9 protein-coding genes, 2 tRNA genes and 1 pseudogene are annotated in these 12,746 nt (G+C 48.5%); 11 read left to right on the top strand and 1 reads right to left on the bottom strand.

The features are described 5' to 3' along the window. Position 1 precedes the first annotated feature (1 nt). From OPS25_RS04490 to OPS25_RS04440, 11 genes and pseudogenes are all read left to right on the top strand, one after another. Positions 2-78, top strand: a tRNA-Asn gene (locus OPS25_RS04490). Positions 79-105: 27 nt separating this feature from the next. Next, positions 106-182: transfer RNA gene (locus OPS25_RS04485), tRNA-Asn, on the top strand. A gap of 244 nt (positions 183-426) precedes the next feature. Next, positions 427-1,008 carry an electron transport complex subunit RsxA gene (gene rsxA / locus OPS25_RS04480; RefSeq protein ID WP_265616452.1) on the top strand — a complete coding sequence of 194 codons (582 nt, stop codon included), beginning with the start codon at positions 427-429 and terminating at the stop codon, positions 1,006-1,008. After that, a complete protein-coding gene (gene rsxB / locus OPS25_RS04475) occupies positions 1,008-1,577 on the top strand; it encodes an electron transport complex subunit RsxB (protein WP_265616451.1) in 570 nt (189 codons plus the stop codon). The genes rsxA and rsxB overlap by 1 nt, the downstream gene beginning before the upstream one ends. Before the next feature lie 5 nt (positions 1,578-1,582). Next, positions 1,583-3,937 (top strand): electron transport complex subunit RsxC, encoded by a 2,355-nt coding sequence (gene rsxC / locus OPS25_RS04470; protein WP_265616662.1) that lies wholly within the window; start codon positions 1,583-1,585, stop codon positions 3,935-3,937. Further along, complete coding sequence (gene rsxD, locus OPS25_RS04465; RefSeq protein ID WP_265616450.1) at positions 3,938-5,023, top strand: electron transport complex subunit RsxD; 1,086 nt, start codon at positions 3,938-3,940, stop codon at positions 5,021-5,023. It begins immediately after the preceding gene. Further along, the gene (gene rsxG / locus OPS25_RS04460; RefSeq protein WP_265616449.1) at positions 5,023-5,658 is read left to right on the top strand and encodes an electron transport complex subunit RsxG; all 636 of its coding nucleotides are present in this window, start codon (positions 5,023-5,025) and stop codon (positions 5,656-5,658) included. The genes rsxD and rsxG overlap by 1 nt, the downstream gene beginning before the upstream one ends. 5 nt (positions 5,659-5,663) lie before the next feature. Beyond that, on the top strand, positions 5,664-6,356 hold the full coding sequence (locus tag OPS25_RS04455) for an electron transport complex subunit E (protein ID WP_265616448.1): 693 nt from the start codon (positions 5,664-5,666) through the stop codon (positions 6,354-6,356). A gap of 17 nt (positions 6,357-6,373) precedes the next feature. Next, complete coding sequence (gene nth / locus OPS25_RS04450) at positions 6,374-7,006, top strand: endonuclease III (protein ID WP_265616447.1); 633 nt, start codon at positions 6,374-6,376, stop codon at positions 7,004-7,006. Positions 7,007-7,235: 229 nt separating this feature from the next. Further along, a complete protein-coding gene (locus OPS25_RS04445) occupies positions 7,236-8,018 on the top strand; it encodes a substrate-binding periplasmic protein (RefSeq protein WP_265616446.1) in 783 nt (260 codons plus the stop codon). 133 nt (positions 8,019-8,151) lie between these two features. After that, positions 8,152-8,400: pseudogene (locus tag OPS25_RS04440) on the top strand (endonuclease III); the annotation flags it as partial. A gap of 842 nt (positions 8,401-9,242) precedes the next feature. Here the strand turns inward: OPS25_RS04440 and OPS25_RS04435 are convergent. Beyond that, positions 9,243-12,386, bottom strand: coding sequence for a PAS domain-containing protein (locus tag OPS25_RS04435; RefSeq protein ID WP_265616445.1), 3,144 nt, complete (start codon positions 12,384-12,386; stop codon positions 9,243-9,245). Positions 12,387-12,746: the final 360 nt, after the last annotated feature.

Raw genomic sequence — 12,746 nt, 5'->3', positions numbered from 1 at the left:
GTCCCCCTTAGCTCAGTTGGTTAGAGCGACGGACTGTTAATCCGCAGGTCCCCCGTTCGAGTCGGGGAGGGGGAGCCAACTTTTCAGCGTACTAAAATGGTCGATTCCCCCTTAGCTCAGTTGGTTAGAGCGACGGACTGTTAATCCGCAGGTCCCCCGTTCGAGTCGGGGAGGGGGAGCCAACCGCTTCCAACTAGATTCATCTTTTCCCTTTATCATATCTTTAAAATTAACCATTCGTTCATGATCTGCTTGTACCCAGTAAGTTGTTAATTTTTTCATAAAAAGCGATAATGCGCGGCATTAAATATTGCATTTTACTTTCTTACTATGTCGATAAGTTTGAATGCTGCTATTGCACTCTATTTTTAGTGACTGCATTCACGCTCTTATGTGGGTTATAACGCACCAGGTTCATTGAAATACATGTCAGATTTTTTACTGCTACTCGTGGGCACAGTATTGGTTAACAACTTCGTGTTGGTAAAGTTTCTTGGCTTATGCCCTTTTATGGGTGTGTCTGGAAAACTGGAGACTGCTATCGGCATGTCCATGGCAACCACGTTTGTTCTCACCCTGGCTTCCGTCAGCAGTTATCTTGTTGAAACTTATTTACTTGGCCCGTTGGGAATAAGCTATCTTCGCACCCTTGCATTTATTTTGGTTATCGCTGTTGTAGTTCAATTTACCGAAATGGTGGTTCACAAAACCAGCCCTACTCTGTATCGCCTGCTCGGTATTTTTCTGCCACTCATCACCACAAACTGTGCTGTGCTTGGCGTGGCGTTGCTGAATTTAACGGAACAACATAACCTGATAGAAAGTCTCATTTATGGGTTAGGTGCAGCCCTAGGTTTTTCACTGGTGCTTATTTTATTTGCGGCGATGCGTGAACGTTTAGCTGCTGCTGACGTACCATTGCCATTTAAAGGGGCATCTATAGCGATGATTACGGCAGGACTCATGTCTATGGCCTTTATGGGATTTAGTGGATTGGTGAAATTTTGATGTCGGTTTATATTGCGTTAATCGCCATTGGCGCACTCGCCCTTATATTTGGCTTGATTTTAGGTTATGCCAGTATTCGCTTTAAAGTACAAAGCGATCCGCTGGTACAGCAGTTAGACGAATTATTGCCGCAAACGCAATGTGGGCAGTGTGGTTATCCTGGTTGCCGTCCCTATGCAGAAGCCATCGCTAACGGCGACGATGTGAACAAATGCCCTCCTGGTGGCGAGGCTACCATGAAAAAGCTCGCTGACTTAATGGGTGTAGAACCTAAACCACTACATACCGATGCGCAAAAAGACGAAGTAAAAAAAGTGGCCTTCATACGCGAAGACGAATGTATCGGTTGTACTAAATGCATACAAGCCTGCCCGGTAGATGCGATCTTGGGTGCCTCCAAGCAAATGCATACCGTCATTACAGACGAATGCACGGGGTGCGATCTGTGTGTTGAACCCTGTCCGGTAGACTGTATTGATATGATTCCCGTCAAGCCCACCACAAATTCGTGGAAGTGGAATTTTAAACAATCTCCGAAAGGAGATATTCCGATTAAAATGGTGTCGTGATGACAATGATACGAAGTACTGACGAAATCATTGCAGAGCTAAAAGAGGGGCGATGTCACTCCTTTACGGGAGGCGTTCACCCGCCAGATGAAAAATCGTTATCTAACACCACTAAGATCCAAACCCTGCCCTTACCCGAAACGATTATTCTGCCTCTGCGCCAGCATATCGGTACAGAAGGTAGCATTTGCGTGGCGGAAGGTGACTATGTTAAAAAAGGGCAGGCGTTAACAAAAAGCAGCCACCCCTTCGCGGTACCTGTCCATGCCTCCACATCAGGAACCGTTAAGCGAATAACCCCCCACGTTGTAGCGCATCCCAGCGGCCTAAGCGAACCCTGTATCATTATTGAACCTGATGGACAGGATGAGTGGACCACACTCACTCCCCTCCCCCACTTTCAATCGTTGCCTCAGCAAACGGTGGTGGAGGCAATCTGTGATGCAGGTATCGCGGGAATGGGGGGGGCTGGATTTCCTACGCATATCAAAACTGGTAATAACAAAAAAATTGAATTCCTCATCATTAATGGTGCGGAATGTGAACCTTATATCACCTCCGACGACAGGTTAATGCAGGAACATGCTTGGCAAATTCGCCAAGGCATTGATGTTCTTCAGCATTTAATCACGCCCATGGCCGTGGTCATTGCCATAGAAGATAATAAACCGGAAGCTATCAAAGCGATGCAGATAGCCTGTCAGGATAAACCTGGTTATCTGGTTGTAGCGGTAGAGACCAAGTACCCCGCTGGTGGCGAAAAGCAGCTCATTCAAATGCTAACCCAGCGCGAGGTGCCCCGACATGGTTTACCCGCTGATATAGGTGTACTGATGTTTAATGTAGGCACCTGTTTTGCCGTAGCCAGCGCTATCTATGAAGGCAAACCCCTTATTGAGCGAGTTGTCACAGTTTCAGGAAGAGCGGTGAAACAACCGGGTAATTATTGGGCCAGGTTAGGGACGCCCGTTAAACACTTGCTGGCGAATGCAGATTATCAGGTAAAAGAACAGTCGGCGCCGCAGATTGTCATGGGAGGGCCGATGATGGGGTTTACCCTCAGCAGTATGGCGGTGCCCATTGTTAAGATATCGAATTGCTTGCTTGCTCCTGCTAAGGGCGAAGTGAACTTTGGTGAACAGGAAAGAGCTTGCATTCGCTGTGGTGCTTGTGCCGACGCCTGCCCTGCTTCGTTATTACCGCAACAGATTTTCTGGCACGCAAAAGCCAAGGAGCTCGACAAAGCACAGTCTTACAACCTGTTCGACTGTATTGAGTGTGGCGCATGCGCGTATGTGTGTCCTAGTGAAATTCCGTTGGTACACTATTATCGTCAGGCAAAAGCTGAAATCCGGCTCGAAAAAGAAGAGAAAAGTCGTGCAGAAAAAGCCAAAGAAAGATTTGAAGCACGTAATGCGCGGTTGATTAGAGAAAAGCAAGAGCGAGAAGAACGGCATCAAAAAGCCAAAGCAGCGAGAGAAGCGGCGGCAAACCAAAAAACTTCCGAGCCAGTAGAGTCCAACGCAGCTAAGGACAAAGTGGCAGCGGCCTTAGCACGAGCGAAAGCCAAAAAGGCAGCGCAACAGTCGACGCCCTCAGATTCAGCGACGTCAGCCGAGATCAATAAAAAGACGCAAGTAGCAGCGGCAATCGCCAGGGCCAAAGCAAAGAAAGAAGCTGCTCTGACTGACGCTAGTGACACTGACAATGTCTCAGCAGAAGATGAACGTAAAGCCAAAATCGCTGCGGCCGTTGCACGCGCTAAAGCGAAGAAAGAAGCTGCTCAGGCTGACGCTAGTGACACTGGCAATGAGTCAGCAGAAGATGAACGTAAAGCCAAAATCGCTGCGGCCGTTGCACGCGCCAAAGCGAAGAAAGAAGCTGCTCAGGCTGACGCTAGTGACACTGGCAATGACTCAGCAGAAGATGAACGTAAAGCCAAAATCGCTGCGGCCGTTGCACGCGCTAAAGCGAAGAAAGAAGCTGCGCAGACTGACGCTAGTGACACTGGCAATATCTCAGCAGAAGATGAACGTAAAGCCAAAATCGCTGCGGCCGTTGCACGCGCCAAAGTGAAGAAAGAAGCTGCTCAGGCTGACGCTAGTGACAATGGCAATGACTCAGCAGAAGATGAACGTACAGTCAGAACTGCAGCTGCAGTGGTCCAAATCAACGAAGATAAGCATAGTGAAGAAGCCTCATTACCTGCTGACACATCATTTAGCGCTAATGAGCCATCTTCAGATAGTGAGCAAGCCAGTTTGAGTGAAGACGACGAAAAGCGTAAACGTATCGCTGCAGCAGTTGCCAAAGCGAAAGCGAAAAAAATAGCACAAAAAAATAATAGTGAGACAGAATAGATGAAGTTAACCCTGTCCAGCTCTCCTCATCAGCGGGTCAAACGCGACACAAGTCAAGTGATGCGCTTAGTCATACTGGCAATGGTCCCTGGTATAATTGCACAAGTGATTTTGTTTGGATTTGGTGTATTGATTCAAGCAATGATAGCCGTACTGACGGCCATTGTGACCGAAGCAATGATTGTGTACATGCGCGGTAAACGGGTAACGTTTGCGTTAAACGACTTTAGTGCAATTCTTACTGCGCTGCTTTTAGCCGTAAGTATTCCCCCACTTTTGCCATGGTGGATGACGGTAGTAGGCACTTTCTTCGCCATTGCTATCGTAAAGCAGCTATATGGTGGATTAGGTTTCAACCTGTTTAACCCTGCTATGGCAGGCTATGTCATGTTACTTATCTCATTTCCTGCAGCCATGACACTTTGGCTGCCGCCTTCTTCATTAACCAGCATCCAACCAGATTTTTGGGACACATTATCCATCATCATGTCAGACTTCACCGTCTCTGGGCATAGTATGGATCAATTAAGGGTGGCGGTGGACGGCGTCACCATGGCGACCCCATTAGATACAGTAAAGACCGCATTATCACAGAATTTAACCTATCCTGAAGCGCTTAATCAGCCTATTTTTTCGAGCAATATAGCAACAAGCGCCGGAGCGGGCTGGGCATGGGTCAGTTTAGCGTACTTAGCCGGCGGCCTTGTTCTTGTGAAAACAAAGGTAATTAATTGGCATATACCCACTGCCACGTTGGCTTCTGCCGCCATATTGTCACTGATTTTTTTCCTCGCAGATTCCGATTCATTTGCCTCGCCGTTATTTCACATACTTAATGGCAGCTTGATATTTGGTGCATTTTTTATCGCCACGGATCCTGTGACGGCCTCTACAACCGACAAAGGCAGGATAGTGTTCGGCGCATTCATCGGGATGTGGGTGATCATTATTCGCACATTTGGGGGTTATCCGGATGCCGTAGCCTTTGCGGTTATCATTATGAATATGGCTGTTCCCCTTATCGATTACTATACCCGTCCACGCACTTATGGTCATATGGCAAAAAAAGCGAGGAACCCACGATAATGTTTTCCACGCTTTATAAAAATGGCGGCATGTTAGCGTTGTTTGCCATTGTCACCACAGCATTAATTAGCATTACTTTTGCCACCACCGCTTCGCGTATTTCAGAGCAACAAAAAAAACGCCTTCTGAGTGTATTGACAGAAGTTGTGCCAGAACAGTATTACGACAATTCCTTTTACAACGATTGCACCTTGGTACAGGCTGATAATCTGGGCTCTAATGAACCTCATATTATTTACCGCGCTCGGCTTGGTGACCAACCCAGTGCGCTTGCAATCGAGACTACCGCACCCGATGGATACAGTGGCAATATTCATCTTGTGGTGGGCATTGATGTTAATCTGAATGTATTGGGCGTCAGAACCGTCGAGCATAAAGAAACGCCTGGGCTCGGCGATAAAATTGAGCTTGCCATCAGTGACTGGATTCTAACTTTTAATGGTAAATCGCTTTCTGACCCTCTCCCTCTGAACTGGGCAGTTAAAAAAGACGGCGGCCGTTTTGATCAATTTACGGGGGCTACCATCACTCCCCGCGCGGTCGTCAACGCTGTTAAAAATACGTTGATATTCGTACAAAATAATCAACACGTGCTGTTTGAGCAACCTAACGATTGCAAAGTGGAGGTTGAGTAATTCCCATGCCTAGTTATCAGGATCTCACCTTGCAAGGTTTGTGGAAAAATAACCCAGCACTGGTTCAGTTACTGGGTCTATGCCCATTACTGGCGGTTACCGCGACCTTTATAAATGGTTTGGGGCTGGGCCTTGCGACCATGTTGGTATTAATGGGGTCAAACATTACCGTATCACTCATTCGAAATGTGGTAAGAAACGAAATTCGTATCCCCATCTTCGTGATGATCATCGCTTCATTTGTCACCATTGTACAACTGCTGATGAACGCCTTCACTTATGAACTGTATTTAACGCTCGGTATTTTTATTCCCTTAATTGTGACTAACTGTGCCATCATAGGTCGCGCAGAAGCCTTTGCCTCTAAGAATTCAATTTTGCCTGCGGCCTATGATGGCCTTGTGATGGGTACGGGGTTTACCGTTGTATTAGTGGTACTAGGAGGCTTTAGAGAGGTGCTAGGGAACGGCACACTGTTTACCGGGGCCGATCGGTTGTTCGGTGAAGTCGCCAATAACTGGCAAGTCACCTTATTTGCCACTGACTCTCCCTTCCTGCTTGCTATTTTACCGCCCGGAGCGTTTTTAGGGATGGGGCTACTCATTGCCTGCAAAAACGCAGTGGACGCTCATCTAGCCGCGCGTAAGCCTCAAACCGAAAAGACAATTACCCGGGCCAGAGTAACCACTGAAATTTAAACGATATTCGATCCAATATGAATAATTCCAAACGAAAAGAAATATTAACGCGATTACGCGATGCTAACCCCCACCCCACTACAGAATTAAACTTTTCCAGCCCGTTTGAACTTTTGGTAGCGGTGACACTTTCAGCCCAGGCTACTGATGTGGGCGTGAATAAGGCCACTGATAGACTCTTTCCAGTCGCCAATACACCACAAGCGATTGTGGATTTAGGCCTGGAAGGTTTGCGAGGTTACATTAAAACGATTGGCCTTTATAATTCCAAGGCGCAAAACGTGTACAAGATGTGTCAAATTCTGATGGATAAACACAATGGAGAAGTTCCCGAATCAAGAGAAGCATTGGAAGCCCTGCCTGGTGTCGGGCGTAAAACCGCAAATGTGGTTTTAAATACAGCTTTCGGCTGGCCGACCATTGCTGTAGATACGCATATTTTTCGTGTATCTAACCGCACTAAGCTGGCCATGGGAAAAAACGTTGATCAGGTTGAACAAAAACTGTTAAAAGTAGTCCCAGCCGAATTTAAAGTCGATGTGCATCACTGGTTAATTTTGCACGGACGTTACACCTGCATCGCCCGAAAACCACGCTGCGGGTCCTGCATTATTGAGGACTTGTGTGAGTTTAAGGATAAAACTGAATAGCGAATCTAAGAGTCCCTCTACAGCTCCATCACCTGGAAAACTGAATAAAAAATGTTAGACTTGAATAAATACTTCTAAACCAAGTTACTGAAAAAAAACGGACGAGGGCGCTAAGAGTTAGTTTAAAAAGTTATTATTTCAGTGACATTAAATCAGCACATATTTTGCCTAAATCAGAATAATATTCTGGCTTAGACACCATCAGTTTTCTTTTTTCGGAAGGTGTAAGATGCAGCCATTGTTTTTTAGGTTACTACTTTTAGAATGTGCAGCTATTGTAGTGACATCGTCAATGAATGTTGCTGCTTTCTCATTAGAACTCAACGAACTCACTTACATAACTGAAAATAATGCGTCGTTTAATTATGTTCGAAATGGTCAACTGGAAGGGTTTGCCGTTGAGGTATTGTTAAGTGCATCGGCAGACTTGGGTAGCCCTGTTCAAAGAGACGAGATTTTGGTTCAACCTTGGGCAAGAGCTTTTAAAAACGCCTTACGAGGACCCAATACCGTTTTATTCAGTACGATTCGAACCCCTGAGCGAGAAGATAAATTTCAATGGGTAGGCCCATTCGCTTCTGAAAGCGACGTAGTGATCGCCCTTAAAGCTCGTCAAATTAAAATCACTGACTCCGCTAAATTAAAAAGTTATATCACCGGTGCGGTTAGAGGTGATGTAGGGGAAGAAATACTTCACGAAATAAAAGTTCCATCGGACAATATCGTATTGTTACCTGATTCCACAAGTATGGGGGCCATGTTAACTGCTGGACGGATTGATGTATGGGTTTTTGGAGAGGTTGCTTGGAGTGAAACGTTAAAGTCAGCCGGATTAAATCCTTCTTTATTTGAAGTTGTTTTCCGCTTTCCGCCAAAGCATTATTATTTCGCCTTGAGTAGAGACATTAATCCTATGCTGGTCCAATCCTTTCAATTGGCTATTGACCAAACACTTGAAAAATACCAAGACGGTTCAAAATTTTCTCTACCGTCAAACACGGGACTGCAGTGAGATAGTCTGGACGGCAAACGTTTTACAATTACCTCGCATAAAGGCCACTACAATGCTTTACGTGGCATAATTTGATTTCTTTTGTGTTTTATACTTGATTGGACTAAGGTCACACAAAAATCTACTTTAATTATCCTTCGGCTGGCCGACAATAGCCGTGGATACTCACATTTTCCGCGTGAGCAACCGCACGAAATTAGCCATGGGAAAAAATGTCGAGCAAGTTCAACTATAACTGCTGAAATTAGTCCCTACCGAATTTAAAGTCGATGTGCATCCCGGGTTAATTCTGCACGGACGTTACACCTGCATCGCCCGACAACCACGCTGTGGCTCATGCATTATTGAAGATTTGTGTGAGTTTAAGGATAAGACAGAATAAGTGTTTGGCGGCTTTGAATGAGTTGCCGTCATTCACCGAATAGAGTAGCGGTCGTTGAAGTTTTCAAAGAAATAATGCCGTCATCCCAGAAATGCGAAGCATTATCCGGGACCTCCGCAAATGTTGTCGTAAAACTTAGTAATCCACTTTTTTGAGTATAGGATAACAGTCAAAGTGGTTCCCGATGCTTCGGAAATGACGTTTCTTTGGAGTAGTATTTGGCGATAAATAAGCCTATACCAATTTAATTCACAGTACACAGCGGCCATCCAGTCACGAACAGATTAGCTTCAGTAAATGGCACAAAGCAGATAAAAAATTAATGGTAGGGTGAAGCAAAGAGTAAATCCAATGTCCGAATACTTAAATAACCAAATAGAACAAGTTGACAAAAAGCCGAGTACAGGGTCCATCAATAGCCTGTAGAGAAAACTTTCAATGCCTGTTTTAAATACTCGCTAATGTTGTATAACAGTGTATTAGTCAGTCCGCATGTTAAATTCGGTCTTGGAAAAATCGAGATAACTGACTGACGGGTTAATTTTTTAATCTTTACCTATTCTTATTACATTGCAAAGTCAGCATTTTTTCATTGAAAACGTCAGAAACCACGACTCTAAATAAAGACCGTAGACTTGATGCTGTTGGTCACCCCTGCATGCTTTTAGCAGGGAGCCATTAGCGACTAAATAAAACCAATTCCGGCTAAAAGGCCGCCGGAATGACGAGGTGGGTACAAGGTTTGATGAAGCAGATACAGGGTATGACCAGTCAAGTTCAGCCTAAGATTTTTTTAATGGGCTTTGGCGCTTTATTAGCTTCTAACATCTAGTCATTAGTATCTATTTACCTTTTTTACGTTTTACGGAGTCAATTCCATTCAGGATTTGCTGCAATTGGTCGAAGTCAGCGGGCTTAGCCAGGTGGTGATCAAACCCCGCGGCCCTTGACTTCTGGCGATCGCTGGACTGGTCATAGCCTGTCAGCGCGATATAGGTTGAACAATCCGCAGCCGTCTTGAGTTGCCGCGCGAGTTCATACCCTGTCATGTCGGGGAGGCCAATGTCCAAGATGAACACGTCCCAACGTGGTTCGGCCCGCACGATGGCCAGAGCGCGAGTACCATTGTCGGCGATTTCCGCGTCATGGCCCAGTGCATCCAGCAGGATAGCGAGCAACTCCGCCGCATCCTGGTTGTCGTCGACCACAAGGATTTTCAACGCTGTACTCGCACCAGTGGTGACAGATGGCGCTGGCACTAGCACCTCATCAGTTGCCGCCAATGGCAACGTAATCGTGAAGGTGCTGCCCAGATTGAGTCCAGGGCTTGTGGCCGCAACACTACCTCCATGCTGCTCCACAATACTGCGCACTAGAGCCAAGCCGATTCCCAGGCCCCCTTGGGAGCGATCTGGGGCGCGTTTACCCTGCGCGAACAGGTCGAACACCGTTGGCAACAATGCTTCGTCCATACCAATGCCGTTGTCAGTGACACGCAGCTGCACCTTTCCATTTTGGACCTGTACCGACATTTGCAACCGACCGTTAGCTGGCGTGTACTTGGCAGCGTTGTTGAGCAGATTCGCCACCACCTGAACCAGCCGGTGGCGGTCGCCGATAACCAGCGCCGTATCCGGGAATTGCGTCGTCAGGGCATGCCCGCGCGCAGCGATCAAGGGCTGGGCCTGCTCTACTGCAGCATCCAATACCGCACGTATGTCCACTGGCTCACGGGCAAATTCCACTAGGCCCCGCGTGACCCTCGAAACGTCCAGAAGGTCGTCCACAAGCTCGGTCATATGCGCGACCTGGCGCGTGATGACTCCCCCAATCTCCCGCACCTGCGCTTCATTATCCACAGGTGCTATCTTAAGCAAACTAGCTGCAGTCCCGATGGGCGCGAGAGGGTTGCGCAGCTCGTGTGCGAGCATGGCGAGGAACTCGTCCTTGCGGCGATCCGCCTGCTCAAGACTCTCAACCATCCGCCGACGTTCTGTGATATCGAGCACCGTTCCGATCATCGACAATGGTCTGGCGTCCGGCGCGTCTCCTTCAAACAATACCTGTCCGCGCGACATCGTCCACACCACTTGACCATCGGCGTGGATCCATCGGAACTCTTCGGTATAGCTGCCACCGGAACCGGGTCGAAGCGCACGTTGGAGGGCAGCCTCAACCCGCGGCCAGTCCTCGGAATGGATGCGCTGGGCCAGGACGTCCAAGGTTACGACCGCATCATCAGGTGCAGCACCAACAATCTGCCTACATCGCGGATCCATACGGACGTCGCCGGTTTGCACGTCCCAGACCCAGGTACCGAATTGGGCCACGTCCATGGCCAGTGCAAAGCGCTGTTCAGACACGCGCAATGCGTTTTCCATGCGTTTGCGATCCGTAATATCGACGGACGAACCGATCAAACCCAGAATGTTCCCGTCTTCATCACGCCACGGTGCCTTGTTCGATAGCCAGATGGCCGGGGTCCCATCGGATAGCATAACCTCTTCCTCGACTTGCTCGCCCACGCCGGAATCCATGATGCGGCGGTCAGTGGCCATAATCGCCGCGCTCTGAACGCTGTCTGCGAGTACGTCTTCATCCGTGCGACCGAGGAACTCCTCTGGGGGCAGTCCCAGCAGTTCCGCCACTCCGCGGTTGGCAACCATGAATCGGCCGGCACGGTCCTTTGCATAAACCACCCCGGGTACCGCATCGGTAAACATACGCAGCAGCATGCCGGCTTGGTCGCGTTCGGCTTCCATGCGTCGCCGGTCTTCAATGTCTAGCAGCACTCCCGGGAAACGGACCGCCTTACCATCGGGGTCTAGCTCTACTCTGCCGTTGGCTTCGACCCAGCGGAGGGTACCATCCCTGTGCCAGACCCTATATTCGCACCTGTATGCGCCCCCCCGTCCCATCACTTCCTCGATCGCCGCCGAGACTCGGTCGCGATCATCTGTATAAATGGATTCCATAACGAGTTCCAGTGGGAGGCCCGACTTACACAACGCCTCGTTGAGTCCGAAGCTGGCGGCGAAGCGGGCGTCTGCAATAAAGCGATTGTCCGGTATCGTCCAGACCCAGGTCCCAACGATGGCGCCCGCGTCCAACGCGAGTTGCACTCGTTCGGCCGCATCCGCAGCATCTGCAGCCATTTTCTTATGCTCGGTGATATCGCGTACAAATACGGCCAGACCGGCGTCGACCATATAGGCGCGCGCTTCATACCAGCACAATCCCTGTTCGGCTGAAACGTGGGAATAATCGTGCCGCTCCGGTGTACCACTGACACTGACGCGTTGGCACATTGAGTAGACTGAGGCCTGCCCGCCTTCCGAGAACAGGCTCCCGAAGTCCTCGCCGATCATATCACCCGGCGTTTTAATCAGGCGCGAAGCGGCATCATTGGCTTCCAGTACACGGAAATCAGGTCCCAGCAGCAGGAATGCCTCGTCCATGTTAGTCAGCACCCCGCGATGCCGTGCCTCGCTTTCGGCCAACCGCTGCTCGGTCAGCACCTGGGCGGTAATCTCCGTACACGCGCAGAACAATCCTTCGACTTCCAGAGCTTCCCCTCGCACTGGAGAATAGAAGAAGGAAAAATGAGTCTGTTCCGGATAGCCGTGCCGTTGCACCATCAATGGGATGTCCTGCATCTGCACTGGCTCGCCTCTCAGAGCAGAAGATACTATCGGCTGAAGTTGCTCCCGGATCTCGTACCAGACTTCTAAGAAATCCCGGCCAAGCGCATCTGGATGCTTGTTTCCGAGGATTTCAGCGTAGTAGTCATTATAGATAAGAGTGCGCGTGGCACCCCACGCTACAAACATCGGTTGGTTTGACGCCAACATGATCCCCACCAACGTCTTCAGTGACGACGGCCAGGCTGCCGATGGACCAAGGGGCGTCTGTTCCCAGGCAAAGGCCCGCAATCGCGCACCCATTTCACCGCCGCCAACCAGAAAGTGTGGTGTTTCTATTGTCAATTGGTCCTACCCCTAACGCCAGTGAAAACGGCTGCCGCGCAATTGCGCGGCAATCCAGTGAGCGCAGCGAACGTGTTTAACACACTTGTTAGGCGAAGTAATCATCACTCAACAACTGCTCTCTTCTACGAGGATAATTATTGAAGAAACCTCCTGTCACTATGTAGTGCTCGGTTTCTTCATGTATATTTCTAATGTACCAGATTCATTAAATTTTAAAGTCTTAGTATTCGGATATGCAAGAAGCATTTGCGAATGCGTAGCAACGATGAACTGCGACTCATCATTAACAAACTCATGAATTGCAGCAAGAGGAGCCAGTTGACATAGTGGTGAAAGTGCTGCCTATGGCTCATTCAG

The sequence above is a fragment of the Alteromonas aquimaris genome, from assembly GCF_026183695.1.
In the GTDB taxonomy this organism is placed as follows: Bacteria; Pseudomonadota; Gammaproteobacteria; order Enterobacterales; family Alteromonadaceae; genus Alteromonas; species Alteromonas aquimaris.
Note: the sequence above shows the minus strand (reverse complement) of the source record. Positions and strands in the feature narration are given on the sequence as shown.